The sequence below is a fragment of the Flavobacterium adhaerens genome (assembly GCF_040045115.1).
In the GTDB taxonomy this organism is placed as follows: domain Bacteria; phylum Bacteroidota; class Bacteroidia; order Flavobacteriales; family Flavobacteriaceae; genus Flavobacterium; species Flavobacterium adhaerens.
Genome location: NZ_JBDLZX010000007.1, coordinates 215,505 through 232,348, shown reverse-complemented (window position 1 = coordinate 232,348; position 16,844 = coordinate 215,505). Strand labels below are relative to the sequence as shown.

The 16,844-nt window shown below is 33.6% G+C and carries 20 protein-coding genes and 2 tRNA genes; 11 read left to right on the top strand and 11 right to left on the bottom strand.

Annotated elements, in window-relative coordinates; all coding sequences use genetic code 11:
* The 7 genes from ABEB18_RS11895 to idi all read right to left on the bottom strand — a co-directional run bounded on the left by ABEB18_RS11895 (position 1) and on the right by idi (position 3,150).
* A tRNA-Thr gene (locus ABEB18_RS11895) sits at positions 1–71 on the bottom strand.
* A 66-nt stretch (positions 72–137) separates the two neighbouring features.
* Positions 138–211 (bottom strand) — tRNA-Thr (locus ABEB18_RS11890).
* A 78-nt stretch (positions 212–289) separates the two neighbouring features.
* Positions 290–556, bottom strand: coding sequence for a hypothetical protein (locus ABEB18_RS11885; RefSeq protein WP_348799523.1), 267 nt, complete (start codon positions 554–556; stop codon positions 290–292).
* A 127-nt stretch (positions 557–683) separates the two neighbouring features.
* A complete protein-coding gene (locus ABEB18_RS11880; RefSeq protein WP_348799522.1) occupies positions 684–1,652 on the bottom strand; it encodes a type I phosphomannose isomerase catalytic subunit in 969 nt (322 codons plus the stop codon).
* 63 nt (positions 1,653–1,715) lie between these two features.
* Complete coding sequence (locus ABEB18_RS11875) at positions 1,716–2,174, bottom strand: peroxiredoxin (RefSeq protein ID WP_348799521.1); 459 nt, start codon at positions 2,172–2,174, stop codon at positions 1,716–1,718.
* Positions 2,174–2,584 (bottom strand): 6-pyruvoyl trahydropterin synthase family protein, encoded by a 411-nt coding sequence (locus tag ABEB18_RS11870; RefSeq protein ID WP_348799520.1) that lies wholly within the window; start codon positions 2,582–2,584, stop codon positions 2,174–2,176. The genes ABEB18_RS11875 and ABEB18_RS11870 overlap by 1 nt, the downstream gene beginning before the upstream one ends.
* A 26-nt stretch (positions 2,585–2,610) precedes the next feature.
* Positions 2,611–3,150 carry an isopentenyl-diphosphate Delta-isomerase gene (idi, locus tag ABEB18_RS11865; RefSeq protein ID WP_348799519.1) on the bottom strand — a complete coding sequence of 180 codons (540 nt, stop codon included), beginning with the start codon at positions 3,148–3,150 and terminating at the stop codon, positions 2,611–2,613.
* Between the two features lie 235 nt (positions 3,151–3,385).
* On the opposite strand from idi, the gene msrB reads away from it, so the two are divergent.
* The 3 genes from msrB (at position 3,386) to ABEB18_RS11850 (ending at position 5,127) form a co-directional block, all read left to right on the top strand.
* Positions 3,386–3,937 (top strand): peptide-methionine (R)-S-oxide reductase MsrB, encoded by a 552-nt coding sequence (msrB, locus tag ABEB18_RS11860; protein WP_348799518.1) that lies wholly within the window; start codon positions 3,386–3,388, stop codon positions 3,935–3,937.
* Between the two features lie 99 nt (positions 3,938–4,036).
* A complete protein-coding gene (gene msrA / locus ABEB18_RS11855) occupies positions 4,037–4,591 on the top strand; it encodes a peptide-methionine (S)-S-oxide reductase MsrA (RefSeq protein ID WP_438861445.1) in 555 nt (184 codons plus the stop codon).
* A gap of 32 nt (positions 4,592–4,623) precedes the next feature.
* Positions 4,624–5,127, top strand: a complete 504-nt coding sequence (locus tag ABEB18_RS11850) for a MepB family protein (protein WP_348799516.1) — start codon at positions 4,624–4,626, stop codon at positions 5,125–5,127.
* 13 nt (positions 5,128–5,140) lie between these two features.
* On the opposite strand, the gene ABEB18_RS11845 is transcribed toward ABEB18_RS11850, so the two are convergent.
* Positions 5,141–6,727, bottom strand: a complete 1,587-nt coding sequence (locus ABEB18_RS11845) for an NAD(P)/FAD-dependent oxidoreductase (RefSeq protein WP_348799515.1) — start codon at positions 6,725–6,727, stop codon at positions 5,141–5,143.
* 142 nt (positions 6,728–6,869) lie between these two features.
* Here ABEB18_RS11845 and ABEB18_RS11840 point away from each other — a divergent pair, with 142 nt between their 5' ends.
* Positions 6,870–7,112 (top strand): hypothetical protein, encoded by a 243-nt coding sequence (locus tag ABEB18_RS11840; RefSeq protein ID WP_348799514.1) that lies wholly within the window; start codon positions 6,870–6,872, stop codon positions 7,110–7,112.
* 76 nt (positions 7,113–7,188) lie between these two features.
* On the opposite strand, the gene recQ is transcribed toward ABEB18_RS11840, so the two are convergent.
* Positions 7,189–9,384 (bottom strand): DNA helicase RecQ, encoded by a 2,196-nt coding sequence (gene recQ / locus ABEB18_RS11835; protein ID WP_348799513.1) that lies wholly within the window; start codon positions 9,382–9,384, stop codon positions 7,189–7,191.
* An 85-nt stretch (positions 9,385–9,469) separates the two neighbouring features.
* Between recQ and ABEB18_RS11830 the strand changes: the two genes are divergently transcribed.
* From ABEB18_RS11830 to ABEB18_RS11810, 5 genes are all read left to right on the top strand, one after another.
* Positions 9,470–10,435, top strand: a complete 966-nt coding sequence (locus tag ABEB18_RS11830) for a KpsF/GutQ family sugar-phosphate isomerase (RefSeq protein WP_348799512.1) — start codon at positions 9,470–9,472, stop codon at positions 10,433–10,435.
* Positions 10,435–11,250 carry a twin-arginine translocase subunit TatC gene (gene tatC / locus ABEB18_RS11825; protein WP_348799511.1) on the top strand — a complete coding sequence of 272 codons (816 nt, stop codon included), beginning with the start codon at positions 10,435–10,437 and terminating at the stop codon, positions 11,248–11,250. The genes ABEB18_RS11830 and tatC overlap by 1 nt, the downstream gene beginning before the upstream one ends.
* Positions 11,243–11,590 (top strand): carboxymuconolactone decarboxylase family protein, encoded by a 348-nt coding sequence (locus ABEB18_RS11820; RefSeq protein WP_348799510.1) that lies wholly within the window; start codon positions 11,243–11,245, stop codon positions 11,588–11,590. Before tatC ends, ABEB18_RS11820 begins: the two co-directional genes overlap by 8 nt.
* Positions 11,591–11,752: 162 nt before the next feature.
* Complete coding sequence (gene lptB / locus ABEB18_RS11815; RefSeq protein ID WP_348799509.1) at positions 11,753–12,493, top strand: LPS export ABC transporter ATP-binding protein; 741 nt, start codon at positions 11,753–11,755, stop codon at positions 12,491–12,493.
* A gap of 45 nt (positions 12,494–12,538) precedes the next feature.
* On the top strand, positions 12,539–12,808 hold the full coding sequence (locus tag ABEB18_RS11810) for a DUF5808 domain-containing protein (RefSeq protein WP_348799508.1): 270 nt from the start codon (positions 12,539–12,541) through the stop codon (positions 12,806–12,808).
* Between the two features lie 4 nt (positions 12,809–12,812).
* On the opposite strand, the gene ABEB18_RS11805 is transcribed toward ABEB18_RS11810, so the two are convergent.
* Positions 12,813–13,658: a glycoside hydrolase family 25 protein gene (locus ABEB18_RS11805; protein ID WP_348799507.1), complete on the bottom strand. Its 846-nt coding sequence runs from the start codon at positions 13,656–13,658 to the stop codon at positions 12,813–12,815.
* Positions 13,659–13,665: 7 nt separating this feature from the next.
* Positions 13,666–14,382, bottom strand: coding sequence for a CDP-alcohol phosphatidyltransferase family protein (locus ABEB18_RS11800; protein WP_348799506.1), 717 nt, complete (start codon positions 14,380–14,382; stop codon positions 13,666–13,668).
* A 189-nt stretch (positions 14,383–14,571) separates the two neighbouring features.
* Here ABEB18_RS11800 and ABEB18_RS11795 point away from each other — a divergent pair, with 189 nt between their 5' ends.
* Together ABEB18_RS11795 and ABEB18_RS11790 are read left to right on the top strand one after the other, a co-directional pair.
* A complete protein-coding gene (locus ABEB18_RS11795) occupies positions 14,572–15,642 on the top strand; it encodes a putative type IX sorting system protein PorV2 (protein WP_498371372.1) in 1,071 nt (356 codons plus the stop codon).
* A gap of 44 nt (positions 15,643–15,686) precedes the next feature.
* On the top strand, positions 15,687–16,826 hold the full coding sequence (locus ABEB18_RS11790; RefSeq protein WP_348799504.1) for an Lnb N-terminal periplasmic domain-containing protein: 1,140 nt from the start codon (positions 15,687–15,689) through the stop codon (positions 16,824–16,826).
* Positions 16,827–16,844: the final 18 nt, after the last annotated feature.

Below are 16,844 nucleotides of genomic sequence, written 5' to 3'. Positions count from 1 at the left end.
CGATAGAGGGACTCGAACCCACGACCTGCTGATTACAAATCAGCTGCTCTAGCCAGCTGAGCTACATCGGCCTCTCAATATATTTTGTAATGAGTAATTTTTTCAATAAAAAACCATCTAAATTTAGATGGTTTTTGAGCCGATAGAGGGACTCGAACCCACGACCTGCTGATTACAAATCAGCTGCTCTAGCCAGCTGAGCTACATCGGCCTCTCATTACGGGTGCAAATATAAGTCGGTATTTCGTTTTTCCAAAATAAAAACCAACTTTTTTTGCCCTTTTTTTTACTACAAATCGTTGATTTTAGCAATCAATTGATTAGCAGTTTGTTCCAACTCTACATTTATTTGTTTGAAATGAGCTTTCTTATTTTCAACGTTTTTTGCGTTTACTTTAGCAATCAAATTATCAAAAGCTGTGATAGCTTCATCAATTAATGCATTCGTTTCATCTGTTGGTTTTCCTGTTGTAGAAATCTCAAACAAGTAAACTGCCTCAATAATATCTCCTAATACGTAGTTGATGTCTTTCTTTAAATTCTTAACGTTTGCCATTTTATTTTATATTTAATTTGCGATTGCAAAAGTACACATTATCTTTCTATTCACAACTATGAAATCAGTATTATAATAATTTTGGCATAACTACACCAAAAGCAACAATATAATCTTCTATAAGGATTTACGAAATATAAACTTCTAAAATCGAAGCCTTTCCGTCAAGATTATACGATTGCATTGCAGCAGGAATCAAGACTGTGTCTCCTTTTTTGTAAGAATACGTTTCTCCTTCATAAGACAATTCAAAGGTTCCTTCGATACACATATATACTGTAAAAGACAAACCTGAGTTTTCTACCTTTTTTTTATTCTCCAACGGAATAAAATTAGTTGTAAAATAAGGACAATCTACCACAACATTAGATTGATTCACTTCTTTAGAATATTCTTTATAGGTATTAACTTTCTTGTAATTGATAGCATCTAAAGCCAAATCAATATGCAACTCTCTTGTATTTCCTTGCGCATCTTTTCGATCAAAATCATACAAACGATAGGTTATATCTGATGTTTGCTGGATTTCGGCAACCACTAAACCTGCTCCAATAGCATGAACTGTACCTGTTTCTAGAAAAAAAACATCCCCTGGTTTTGCTTTTACATCATCAAGTATATTGGTCAATGCTTTATTATTCAAATGCTCCACATATTCTTCAGCACTTGAATCTTCTTTAAAACCAACAATAATTCTAGCATCTTTATCTGCTTGCATTACGTACCACATTTCTGTTTTTCCAAAAGAATTATGGCGCTCTTTGGCCAATTTGTCATTTGGATGCACTTGTATAGACAAATCTTCTCTTGCATCTAGATATTTAAATAGCAATGGAAATTGTTTGCCAAATCTGGTATAAACGACAGTTCCTAGAATTTCATTTGGATAAGCATCAATCAACTCGGTCAAGGACTTCCCTTTATACTCACCGTTGGCAACAACACTTACATCTCCTTCGACTGTAGATAACTCCCAACTTTCACCTGTTATACTTGAAGTTATAGGTTTATTTAAAATTGTTTTTAGTTTTTCGCCTCCCCAAATTCTTTCTTTTAGGATGGCATCAAATTGCAATGGATAATTTTTCGAACTCATGATTTTCTTTTAATTACAAATTTCTACACTTTAACAGTGATATTATAATATTATTTTGTCTTTTTATTGTTGTAATTTTCTAATCGCTTCTATAGCTTTTGGGATATGCTTTTTAGCATTCATACTATCAAACACCATCGCAATAATTCCTTCTTTATCTACAACATAAGTAACTCTACCAGGTAAAATTCCAAATAAATCTGAAGGAACACCAAAAAGTTTTCTAAGGTTCTTATCAGTATCGGATAAAAGAATAAAAGGCAATTTAAATTGTTGAGCAAATTTTTGATGGGAAGAGATACTATCACTGCTAATCCCGATTACTTCAGCTCCGAGTTCTTTAAAATCTTCATATTGATCTCTAAACGTACAAGCTTGAGTAGTACAACCTGGCGTATTATCTTTGGGATAAAAATAGACAACTAATACCTTTTTCCCAATCCAATCTTGTATTGCAAAATCATTTCCTTCAGAGTTTTTAGCTGTAAAATTTGGTATTTTATCTCCTACTTTCAACTCCATTATTCTCCTTTATAGGTAACAAAATTTCGAGGGGTTTCATATAGAACAACTTCTAAATCTAGCTCAGACTTCACCTTTTTTCTAATTTTATTCCAAATTACAACAACAATATTCTCGGCTGTAGGATTCAAATCTTGAAATTCGGGTACATCTAGATTTAAGTTTTTATGGTCAAATTGATCTTCTACTTCTTCTTTAATAATATCTGTTAAAAATTTCACATCCATAACATACCCCGTTTCTTTGTCTATTTCGCCAGTTACGCTCACGATTAACTCATAATTGTGTCCGTGAAAATTAGGATTATTGCATTTACCAAAAACAGCATCATTTTGTTCAAAAGTCCAATCTTTACGATACAAACGATGTGCTGCATTAAAATGGGCTTTTCTTGATATTGTTACTCTCATGGGGTAGAATTGAAAAAATAAAAGGATTAACTATTTTGCTCTAAAGCGTGTTCTTCTAAAAAATGATAAAACTCATCAAAAATAATTTTAAACCAAACCGTATAATCATCTGGATTTAAAAGCATATCCTCTTTTACATCTTCAATTTTCATCCATTTCCATGCTTCAACCTCATCTGCATTTATCTCTGGCACACCATTGTAATATCCAATCATTACATGATCCAGCTCATGCTCAGTCAATCCGTTATCAAAAGGGGCTTTATAAATAAAATGAAAAAGTTCTTTAAGATCAGTATTGAATCCCATTTCTTCAAACAATCTACGGTTTCCAGCTTGAATATTGGTTTCCCCTTCACGTTGGTGGCTACAGCAGGTATTTGTCCATAATAAAGGAGAATGGTATTTATGATGTGCTCTTTGCTGAAGCATTATTTCATTTTGATTATTCAAAACAAAAACCGAAAAAGCACGATGCAAAATTGCTTTTTCATGCGCTTCCAGTTTTGGCATTAAACCGATTTGTTCGTCAAATTCATTAACTAATATTACTTTTTCTTCTTCCATATTCAATTTTAATAGAGCAAAAATACTAAAAGATATCTTTATAAAAGATTAAAACTCCCTTTCTGCATTAGAAATCACACTTTATCCCTTTTTGCAATTCTCCATTTAATAGTTCACAAAATGAATTGTCTTTTTTAGACAAATAGTTAAAAATTACACAAATAGACACTTATCTCAAAAATACATATATCCCATTTCGTATTCTTAACTTACATTTGATATAAAAATCACCCACATGAAAACAACATCTCCCTTTACTATTTTACTCGTACTATCTCTGATTGTTTTTCAAGCTTGTGGCCAAAATAAAAAAGCTAAAAACACCACGACTGCTCCTATAGAGAATACACTAAAAAAACCTTCAAACCCGTATTATTCCCATACAGACACAACAAAACTACATTTGACTGATGCACAGTGGAAAAAAATTCTTCCAGAAGATCTTTATCTAGTTTCTCGTAAAGCAGATACCGAAAGAGCTTTTACAGGAAAATATTGGAACACCGATATAAAAGGAACTTATTATTGTGCGGCTTGTGGCAATTTGCTTTTCCGATCTAGTTCAAAATTTGCTAGTAGTTGTGGTTGGCCCAGTTTTTTTGAACAAGAAAACAAAAATAGCATCGTTTTTAAAGAAGATAATTCGCTAGGAATGGAAAGAATAGAAGCGATTTGTGGCAGATGCGAAGGTCATCTAGGTCATTTATTTGATGATGGCCCCGAACCGACTGGAAAAAGATATTGCATGAATTCTATCGCACTTGATTTTGTAGCAGACAATAAATAAAATTTAAAATCAATCATGATGAAAACAAAAATAGTATTTTTGATTTGCTCTCTGTTTACCATTGTACTTTTTTCTCAAAATAATAATTCAACAAAAAAAATGACACAATCTAATTTTGAAACTATAACTCTTGGTGGAGGTTGCTACTGGTGTGTAGAAGCCGTTTACGAAAATTTAAAAGGGGTAAAATCTGTTGTTTCTGGATTTTCTGGCGGAAAAATCCCAAATCCAAGTTACGAAGAAGTTTGTTCAGGAACGACTGGGCATGCCGAAGTAGTTCAGATTACATTTGATAAAAACGTGACAAATTTGGATGAAATTTTCAAAGTGTTTTTTACAGTCCATGATCCAACAACCCTTAACAGACAAGGTGCAGATAGAGGAACACAATATCGATCTGTAATTTTGTATGCTAATGAAAAACAAAAAAAAGAAGCCCAATCTATTATTGCAGCTTTGCAAAAAGCCAAAGTTTATGATAATCCAATTGTTACGACTTTAGAACCTTTTACAAAATTTTACAAAGCCGAAGATTACCACCAAAATTATTATGCGAATAACAAAAATCAGCCGTATTGTCAAATGGTCATTCAACCAAAGTTGGAAAAATTCGAAAAGGTTTTTAAAGATAAATTAAAAACAAAAAATCATTAATAAAACCGATTTAAATTCGCTTTTTACATAACATGAACATTTCAATTCCAAAAGAATTCATTCATTTAAAAGAAATATTTTCTAAAATTAATTCTTTCAAAATCAGTGAACCAATAATTGAATCGGAAAGTTCCGAATATGGGGCTTGTTCATTTGTTTTAAATGATTTAAACATTTTGTTTCGAAGCGCTAAAATCACACCAACCAAAACTGGTCAATTTGTGACACTCTGGAAAAGGATAAATCAAGGAACAATACAACCATTTGACAGTTCAGATGTTATTGATTTCTTTTTCATCAGTGTTAGAAAAGACAATCAATTTGGGCTATTTATTTTTCCAAAAAACATTTTAATTTCCAAGGAAATAATATCCGACAAAAAAGAAGGAAAACGAGGTATTCGTGTTTATCCTCCTTGGGATACAACAAGTAGCAAACAAGCTCAAAAAACTCAAAAGTGGCAATTAGATTATTTTTTTAATGCCAATTTAGAATTTGATCAAACCAAATTATTTTCTTTACTAAATACTAATTAAATTTAAGAACAATTTACTTTAAAGATTCTGCAATCATAAGGGCACATTTTTCGCCATCGATAGCCGCAGAAATAATTCCACCAGCATAACCAGCTCCTTCTCCGCAAGGATACAATCCTTTTATTTGTAAATGCTCCAAAGTCAATGGATCACGTGGAATACGAACTGGAGATGAAGTCCTACTTTCAGGAGCGTGCAAAATCGCTTCATTTGTCAAATAACCCCTCATCGATTTGCCAAATTCCTTAAAGCCCTCGCGCATAATTTGCGATAAAAAACCTGGAAAAACTTGTCCCATTTCTACAGAAGTGGTTCCAGGGACATAAGACGTTTTTGGAATCTCGGACGACACTTTATTTTGAGTAAAATCAATCATACGCTGCGCAGGAACTTTTTGTGTTTGCTTCGCCTGTTCGCTTACGCTCGAGCCACCTGCCAAATGCCAAGCTTTTTGCTCGATACTCTTTTGAAATTCCATTCCAGCCAAAGCCCCAAATTTGGCAAAAGGCTTAAAATCTTCCAACTTCAATTCGACTACAATTCCAGAATTAGCCGTAACTTGATCTCGTTTCGAAGGCGACCAACCATTGGTTACTACTTCGCCTGGACTTGTCGCACAAGGGGCAATTACCCCTCCTGGGCACATACAAAAAGAGTACATTCCGCGACCGTTAACCTGTTTTACGATTGAATATGGTGCAGGTGGCAAATGTTCGCCACGAAAATCACAGCTGTACTGAATGCTGTCTATTAACGATTGCGGATGCTCGGCTCTAACACCTAAAGCAAACGGTTTTGCTTCTATCAAAATCTTCTTTTTATCCAATAATTCAAAGATATCTCGAGCCGAATGTCCTGTTGCCAGAATTATTCTATTGGCTAAAATTGTTTCTCCATTTTGCGTTACAATGCCTTGTACTTCGCTACTTTTTATCAAAATATCTATCAAACGAGTTTCGAATAAAACTTGACCGCCACATTCTATAATTCTCTCTCGAATATCTTGAATAATTTGAGGTAATTTATTTGTTCCGATATGCGGATGAGCATCAACTAAAATATCTCCAGTAGCACCAAAAGCAACCAACAATTCCAATATTCGGGTAACATCGCCACGCTTTTTGGAGCGGGTATATAATTTCCCATCCGAATAGGTTCCTGCTCCGCCTTCGCCAAAACAATAATTGGAATCCTCATCAACAATATGGTCTCTATTAATTGCTTTCAAATCACGACGACGACCACGAACGTCTTTACCTCTCTCGACAACTATAGGTTTCAATCCCAACTCTATCAATTGTAAAGCTGCAAAAAGCCCAGCAGGTCCAGCTCCAACAACAATAACTTCTTGGGCTGTTGAAACATTTTTATAATCAGGGAGTTCTATTTTTTGTTCTTGAAAAGGTTCTCCTTTTAAATAAATCGAAACCTTCAAATTGATTTTGATAGCTTTTTGACGTGCGTCAATTGATCTTTTTAAAATAATGACATGCTGAATCTCATTTATCGAAACTTTAATTTGTTTAGACAAATGGTCCTTAAGTAGCGAATCGTTTGCAGCAATTTCGGGAGTAACTTGTAATAGGAGTTCTTGTGGCATATTATAATAAATTAGCTTTTCTTTCTATGAAAAGAAGTTGCAAAGGTAGTATTTTGATGTGAAATTAGTTATTTATTATAAAATCCATTTTCAAGATAGACTTTGTAACTTTGCTAGTGAGAAACTTTACACCTAATATATAATGTCTAGAAAAATAAAATTAATCTGGGATTTCCGTGGGCCTGCTTCTGCAAAAACAGCAGAACATCACGAAATTCATCTAAAGGAATACATCGCAATTGAAAAATTACCAATAAATATTACAGGATTTCAAATTCTGGATGAAATGTACGCCATTGCATATATGGTAGTAATGGAAGAAAATATGATCCAAGTAAGAGATGCCTTGAAACCACATCGGGGTGAAGTTTATAGTGATCAGTAAAAAGTAAATCAGTGTTCAGTTTTGTGTCCATATGAAAATCTGAACACTAAATAACTGAACACTGATTACTATTCTTTTAATTTGCTACTTCGCTGATGAATTTAATACGCATCAACCGCAATTCATCAATATCATAATCGCCATCAAATTCTTTGAGCGCTTTTTCGATACTATCGGATTCTGACTCCATAAAATAATCATGGATTTCTTCCTGTTGATCTTCATCTAACATCTCATCCAACCAATATTTGATATTTAGTTTAGTTCCAGAATAAACGATTTGTTCCATTTCTTTAATCAAATCGTCCATCTTTAATCCTTTTGCAGAAGCAATATCTGTCAAAGCTAATTTTCTATCTATATTTTGGATAATGTATAATTTATTAACAGAGTTTACTCCTGTAGATTTTACAACCAAATCATCTGGACGGACAATATCATTATCCTCAACGTAACGGCTAATTAATTCTACAAACTCTTTACCGTATTTCTTTGCTTTACCTTCACCAACACCGTGAATATTTGTCAATTCAGTTTGTGTTATAGGATATTTCAAAGCCATATCTTCTAACGAAGGATCTTGAAAAACCACAAATGGAGGAACACCTAACTTCTTAGCAACTTTTTTACGCAATTCACGCAACATCGACATCAATAACTCGTCGGCAGTACCAGAAGATTTTCCTGCTGTTACTATAGCTTCATCATCTGCCTCACTGTACTCATGATCTTCAGACATCATAAAAGACTGAGGATTTTTTAAAAATGCAGATCCTTCTTGGGTAATCTCAATAATACCGTAAGTCTCTATATCTTTTTTTAACAATCCAGCTACTAAAACTTGTCTCAATAAAGCCATCCAAAACTTTTCATCGTGGTCCTTTCCTGAGCCGAAAAACGACTGAGAATCTGTTTTATGAGCATTGATAACCGCATTTACACGACCAATTAAAGTAAAAACGATCTCTTTGGACTTATAAATATGTTTGGTTTTCTTAACGACTTCTAATAGTTTCAGTACTTCGTCTTTAGCCTCTACTTTTGTTTTTGGATTGCGTACATTGTCATCCATGTCGGCTCCTTCTCCATTTTCACTATCAAATTCTTCACCAAAATAATGCAATAAAAATTTTCGTCTTGACATCGAAGTTTCTGCATAAGCAACTACTTCTTGCAATAAAGCAAATCCAATTTCTTGTTCGGCTACTGGCTTTCCTGAAAGGAACTTTTCTAATTTTTCTACGTCTTTATAAGAATAATAGGCTAAGCAATGACCTTCTCCTCCATCGCGACCAGCTCTACCCGTTTCTTGATAATAACTTTCTAACGATTTTGGAATATCATGATGAATCACAAAACGCACATCGGGTTTATCTATTCCCATACCAAATGCGATGGTCGCTACAACGACTTCAACATCTTCCATCAAAAACATATCTTGATGTTTGGCTCTTGTTTTGGCATCTAAACCTGCATGATACGGAACAGCACTTATCCCGTTTACTTGCAACACTTCGGCAATTGATTCCACCTTTTTACGGCTCAAACAATAAATAATTCCTGATTTTCCTTTGTGTTGCTTTATGTATCGAATAATATCCGATTCGACATTTTTTGTTTTGGTACGAACTTCATAAAATAAATTGGCTCTATTAAATGAAGCTTTAAAAGTAACAGCATCGGCCATATCAAGATTTTTCAAGATATCTTCTTGCACTTTTGGAGTAGCGGTAGCGGTAAGACCAATGATTGGTACTTTTCCTAATTGTTTAATTATATTTTTTAGATTTCGATATTCGGGTCTAAAATCATGACCCCACTCCGAGATACAATGCGCTTCATCAATAGCAACAAATGAAATGGGTACTGTTTGAAGAAAGGCAACGTACTCCTCTTTGGTTAAAGATTCTGGAGCAACATACAATAATTTAGTGATTCCTTCAGAAATATCGGATTTAACCTGAGCGATTTCTGTTTTAGTAAGTGAAGAGTTTAAAACGTGAGCAATTCCATTTTCGGAAGAGAGACTTCGGATAGCATCTACTTGATTTTTCATCAGCGCTATCAAGGGAGAGACAACAATGGCGGTTCCTTCTTGAACCAAAGCGGGTAATTGGTAACACAATGATTTCCCCCCACCTGTAGGCATAATTACAAAAGTATTCTGTTTGTTTAGTAGGCTTTTTATTACATTTTCTTGCAATCCCTTGAACTTGCTAAAGCCAAAATACTTTTTTAATTCTTTGTCTATTTCAATTTCGTTTGAATTCATTCTTTAATATGTGGTATTTTATATAAATTTGTGGCACATAAAGATACAACTTTCTTTTACACTTACAAATTTTAAATTATCCGATTTGATTACTACAAAAAACATATTAGCTACCGCTAAAAAAACAATTGAATCCGAAAGCCAATCTATAGCCAAACTACTTGATTTTATTGATGATACGTTCGCAGAAGCGGTACAATGCATCTATAATTCCAAAGGAAGATTAGTGGTTACTGGAATTGGAAAAAGTGCCATTATCGCTCAAAAAATGGTCGCTTCATTTAACTCTACTGGAACACCTTCTTTATTCCTACATGCTTCCGAAGCCATACATGGAGATCTAGGAATGTTACAAAAAGAGGATGTAGTGATTTGCATTTCAAAAAGCGGCAATAGTCCAGAAATAAAAGCATTAGTTCCGCTATTAACCCGTTTTGGTAATACCCTTATTGGAATGACAGGTAATATGACTTCCTTTCTAGCCAAAGGTTCTCATTATGTTTTGAATACGACTGTTGAAGCAGAGGCTTGTCCGCTCAATCTGGCTCCTACCAATAGTACAACTGCCCAATTGGTAATGGGAGATGCCATAGTGGTTTGCTTGATGCAAATGAGAGATTTTAAAGCGGAAGATTTTGCCGTTTATCATCCAGGAGGTGCTTTAGGCAAAAAACTATTACTCCGCGTAAAAGACATGCTAGAACACACCTTAAAACCAGCGGTAACTCCCGATACTTCAGTTAAAAAAGCAATTTTCGAAATTTCAGAAAAACGTTTAGGAGTGACAGCTGTTGTAGAGAATGACAAAGTCGTAGGCATCATTACTGATGGGGATATTAGAAGAATGCTGAACGACCGAGATACTTTTGCCGATTTAACAGCAAAAGACATTATGACCAAAAGCCCTAAAACCATTCAATCGAATGCGATGGTGGTAGATGCCTTTAACATTATGGAAGATTTTTCGATTACACAATTAATAGTGGTTGACAATGGAGAATACAAAGGTGTGCTTCATTTACATGATATTTTAAAAGAAGGAATTGTATAATGGCAAAGAAGAATCTAGGCGAAATGTCATTTTTGGACCATCTTGAAGAATTAAGATGGCTTTTAGTTAGAAGTACAACAGCCGTGCTTGTAATGGCTTGCGTTACGTATTTTATTAGTGATTGGCTATTTGACACAGTTATATTTGGCCCGACAAGACCAACTTTTTTTACCTACCAATACTTTTGTCAACTATCTCATCAACTCGGATTTGCAGATAGTATCTGTATAACCGAAATGCCTTTTATCATTCAAAATACACAAATGGAAGGACAGGTTAATGTTTTTATTTGGATGTGTATTTTGGCGGGATTCATTTTGAGTTTTCCATACATCTTATGGGAAATTTGGAAATTTATAAGTCCCGCTTTGTACGACAACGAAAAGAAAGGAGCTAAAACATTCATCTTTTTTTCGTCATTATTATTCTTTTTAGGAGTCATTTTTGGTTATTTTGTTGTAATTCCAATGTCAGTAAATTTCGTAGCGACTTTTACTATTAGTGATGTCGTAAAAAATCAATTTACACTAGACTCTTATATGGGAATGGTAAAAACCAGTATTTTGGCCAGCGGATTGTTTTTTGAACTGCCAGTAATTATTTATTTCCTAACAAAATTAGATTTGGTAACACCAACATTCTTAAGAAAATACTGGAAATATGCCGTTATTATCATCTTGATTGTTGCAGCAATTGTAACCCCTCCAGATGTAGTAAGCCAAACAATTGTTGCTATCCCAATGTTACTTATTTACGAAGTAAGTATATTTATTTCAAAAATTGTAATGATTAATAAACAGAAAGAAAATGTCTGATATTGTAGAAGAATTTAACGGCTATCGTTCTAAAATGAACGAAAAATTATTGGCAGACAATAATAAAATAGTCAAACGTATTTTTAATCTAGACACCAATGCTTATGCAGAAGGTGCATTGGATGTAAAAACCAAAGAACTTCTTGGCTTAGTAGCCTCAACGGTTTTAAGATGTGATGATTGTGTAAAATACCATCTCGAAACCAGCTACAAGGAAGGTGTTACCAAAGAAGAAATGATGGAAGCAATGGGAATTGCAACTCTGGTTGGAGGAACAATTGTAATTCCGCATTTGCGTAGAGCCTACGAATTTTGGGAAGCATTGGAAGAGAAAAAATAGAAATCAGTTATCAAAAATAAGATCACAATTCAAAATCAGGCTGACAAAAGAAAAGCTAAATTTGAAGTTAAAACCTATAAATCAAATAGACAAAATTTGTTTCTTTGCAACAATTAAGAACTTAGTTACTCAGCAACTTTAGTACTTAGCAACTTTAAAAAAATGAAATTAAGAGCAGATAATTTAATAAAAACATACAAAGGACGAAGTGTTGTAAAAGGTATTTCGGTAGAAGTTAACCAAGGAGAAATTGTAGGTCTTTTGGGACCAAATGGTGCTGGAAAAACGACTTCTTTCTATATGATTGTAGGATTGGTAAAACCAAATGCTGGGAATATTTATCTAGACGATTTGAATATTACCGATTATCCTATGTACAAAAGAGCACAACAAGGTATTGGGTATCTAGCTCAGGAAGCCTCTGTTTTTAGAAAACTGAGTATTGAAGATAATATTTTGAGCGTTTTACAACTAACAAAATTATCTAAGGAAGAACAAATCGCAAAGATGGAAAGTTTGATTGCCGAATTCAGTTTAGAACACATCCGCACCAACAGAGGGGACTTACTTTCTGGAGGAGAACGTCGTCGTACCGAAATTGCTCGTTGCTTGGCTACCGATCCAAAATTTATTTTGCTTGACGAACCATTTGCTGGAGTTGACCCAGTTGCTGTAGAAGACATTCAGAGAATTGTAGCGCAATTGAAAAACAAAAATATCGGAATCTTGATAACCGACCACAATGTACAGGAAACCCTTGCTATCACCGACAAAACTTACCTTATGTTTGAGGGTGGGATTTTAAAAGCGGGTGTCCCAGAAGAATTAGTAGAAGACGAAATGGTACGTCGTGTTTACCTTGGTCAGAATTTCGAATTGAGAAAAAAGAAATTGGAATTCTAATTTTTCACAAAATACTCATTTAATACACAATAAAAACGGTTCAAAATGAGTCAAAACAAAAGCGCAGTCAAAGACTGGAAAGACAACGACCCCGACAAAGAAACTGCCGAAAAATGGAAAAACGATTCCAATAACTGGAAATGTAGGGGGCTTTTTTATTACAACAAAGAAGACAAACGTCTTTTTGTCCCAAAAAGAGTGGAATGGATGGGAATAACTCTCAATTTTGCCAATCCAAAATCAAAATTAGCCTTGCTTATAGCATTTGCTTTTTTTGGGACTGTAATCTTTATGATTTTAAACAAAAATATTTAAAAAGTTATTCTACCGTAATAAACTCCAACTGTTGTAAATCGCCGTTGTAAATATTGACGTCAACATTGGTATCGATTCCTGGCACACTTGCTTTTTCTGTAAATTGCCAAAAGAGCCAACCTTCTTGGATTTCTTCTCGGTAAAAATTATAATTAGCAATCCAAAAAAGGTAATCACTAAATTCATCTTTCAGGAAATCATCATAATACTTCTCCCCTGTGTAAATAATAGGTCGCACTCCATAATGTTTTTCGACAGCATTTAACCAACGTCTTAAACCTAATTTCAAACGTTCTATAGATTGATTTTTAGGGAGTTTTTCAATATCCAAAACAGGCGGAAAATCCCCTTTTTCTAGCTTAACGGTTTTTATAAAAAGATCTGCTTGCTCTAATGAATTTTCGTTTGGACGATAATAATGATAAGCCCCTCGAATCATTTTATTGTCTTTTGCACCAATCCAATTTCTTTTAAACTGACGATCAGGTCTATCTTTCCCAACTGTAGCTCGGATAAAAACATACCGTAAAGGATATTTTTCTTCAATGGTATCCACATAAGACCAACGGATTTTTCCTTGGTATTCCGAAACGTCAATACCCACGACTTTCCCTTCGTTCTTTTCTAGTACTTTTAAATTTCGAGCTTCCGAAAAAACATCCGTTTTGGTGGTTGCATAATGCGATTTAAACCCAAAATAACGTGCTAAACCAGAACGATAGTGATAAGCAACTAAAAAGAGTGCCAAGAATCCGATTCCGATAAAAAAGAAATCAATTAACTTCCCTGAAAAGAAGCTTTTTTTCTTTCTGGGCTTGCGTCTTGGAACCGTCCTATTATTTTTTTTCATTCAAAAATTAGCGCTTAAAAAATGTATTGTTTAGTACTGAAAGCAAAACATACAAAAGAATCACTAAAGGGACTGCTAAATAATTCAGAGTTAGCAACAACAAAACTGAAATAGCTAAAAAGATAATTTGCAATGCATTATCCTTAAAATTAAACTTTTTTATTTTCAGAGAAAACAAAGGGATTTCGGCATTTAGAATATAAGCACTAAACAATGTTATCAGCAACAACACCCATTTTTCGGTCAAAACTTCAAAAATCAGTAATGAATCTGAATATTTTAGCACCAACGGAAGACTCATTACAAAAAGTGAGTTCGCTGGAGTTGGCAACCCTATAAACGAATCGGTTTGGCGAGTATCGATATTAAATTTTGCCAAACGCATGCAAGATCCCAATGCTATTATAAAACCTAAATAAGGAAAATATTGCAAAAGACCTTCATTCATAGCAACACTACTCGAAAGCATCATTTTGTACATTACAAATCCTGGCACAACACCACTGGTAACCATATCGGCCAACGAGTCCAATTGCAATCCCAATGGGCCACAAACCTTGAACAAACGAGCAAAAAAACCATCAAAAAAATCCAGAAAAATTCCAAAACAAACAAAATAGAAAGCCAATTCGAAATCATCCTTACTTACAAATACTAGGGCGATACAACCGCAAAATAGGTTAAGCAACGTAATTGTATTTGGAATGTGTTTTTTTATATTCATGGTGTTTTTATTTGAAAAATAAGCTCAGCAAATTTAATACAATATGTGAAAGCGATACTTTTTTTGAAGAGAGATTTTGATTAGTCGCCAACAAAAAATAGTATTTAATTGAATTGAAGCATTTACATCATTAAAAAACTTTATTTTTGATGAAAATTAAACTATTTCTCATTTTAGAAATTATATCTTTTGAAAAAAACACAGCTCATTTTACTTCTTTTCATTGTAAACAATATTTACTCTCAAACTGTTCGAAAATACTCAAATGAGTTTATGAATATTGGTGTAGATGCAGCTGCTTTAGGTATGTCAAATGCTGTTACGGCCTCTACTTCGGATGTAAATGCTGGGTATTGGAATCCAGCTGGATTAATGCATCTAGAGGACAATCAAATCTCCTTAATGCATTCTAACTATTTCGCCAATATTGCCAAATACGATTATATAGCCTATGCGAGTGTTATAGACGAGAGAAGCGCGTGGGGAATTTCGATGATACGCTTTGGGGTCGATGATATTATGAATACCACTGATTTAATAGACAGTGAAGGAAATATAGATTACAACAGAATTAGTCTTTTTTCTACTGCTGATTATGGTTTTACTTTTTCGTATGCGCAAGAATTACCTGTGCAAGGTTTTCAATTTGGTGTAAATGCAAAAATAATCAGGCGAATCATTGGTGATTTTGCCACTTCATGGGGATTTGGATTTGATGTTGGATTTCAATTTGAAAAAAATGATTGGCAGTATGGATTAATGCTTCGGGATATAACAACGACTTATAACATTTGGAACATCAACGAAGAAGAATACCAAAAAATTGCCGATGCTATCCCTGGAGAAAACCAAGAACCACCTGAAAGTACCGAAATCACACTCCCAAAAGCACAACTAGGTATCGCTAAAAAATTTATTTTCCATGAGGACTACAGTCTTTTGGCTACCACAAATTTGAATATGCAGTTTACTCAAACCAATGATTTAATTTCGAGCAAATTCATCAGTATTGATCCTGCAGTTGGTTTAGAATTTGGCTATATCAATCTAGCTTTCCTAAGAGCAGGAATTGGTAATTTTCAGCATATCACTCAAATAGACAATTCGGAAACAATAGGATTTCAGCCCAATATTGGTCTTGGTTTCAAATACAAAGGAATTGCGATTGATTATTCTTTGACTGCATTAGGAAACCAAAGTACAGCTATGTATTCTAATGTGTTTTCACTTAAAGTTGATTTATCCCTTTTTAGGAACTAACTTTGACATTTAAAAAAAAAAAAATATCATCAAAAAGCAGCAAAATGAAAACAACTCTTCTTAAAAAAACATTGACTTGTATTCTTTTATTAAGTTCTATTTTTAATTCATTTGCCCAAGATGTTAAATTATCCGATAAAGCAACTGTAAGTGTGATGACTTGTGGTACTGGAAACGAACTTTATTCTCTGTTTGGGCATACAGCCATAAGGGTTTCGGACACAGAGAACAATCTCGATGTTGTGTATAACTATGGTGCTTTTGACTTTGACACTCCCAATTTTGCCTTGCGATTTAGCAAAGGTGATTTGGATTATTTTATTACAAATAATCGTTACGTCGATTTTATCAATCAATACAATTATGAAAAAAGGGATGTTTATGAGCAAGAATTGAATATCCCATTGGCTCAAAAACAAGAATTGTTTGAAAATTTAGCAAAATCAATGGTATCTGACGAACGTTTGTATCAATACAAATTCATTGACAACAATTGTACTACAAAAGTTGTAGATATCATCAATAAAACTTTAAAAACGAATGTAATTGCGAAAAAGGTAGATACTAATCAAAGCTACAGATCTATTTTATTTCCTTATTTTAACAATCACTTTTATGAAAAACTAGGAACTAGCATTTTGTTTGGAACCAAAGTGGACCAGATGGGAACTAAAATATTTTTGCCATTTGAATTACAAAAAAGTCTAGAACTGATTCAATATCAAAACCAACCATTAACCAAACCAAACCAAACTATTTTAAATTTTGAAGAGCAAGCACCAACTTCATGGTGGAACAACTATTATACTTACCTATTCGTTTTAGTATTAGTGACATTAGCTAATAAGAAAAGTATTGATTCAATATATTTGGCTATCATTGGAACGTTGGGTTTTGCATTTGTTTTTTTAGGGTTTTATTCTTTACATCTCGAATTAGGATACAATTATAATATTCTTTTATTCAATCCTATTCTTTTGGTTTTAATGTATTTTGTGCTGACAAAAAATTCAAAATGGACTTACAAACTATCCTCTTTTTGTATAGTTTTAACGATAATGTATTCTTGTTTTATAATTACTAAAGTTCATTTTTTTATCGTTCTACCAGTAATTATAACCAACTTGTTTGTTCTGTTTAGAATGGCAAACAGACACAAAAAACCAATTCCAATAATTATTTAATAGAAAAAATTAAAAAAA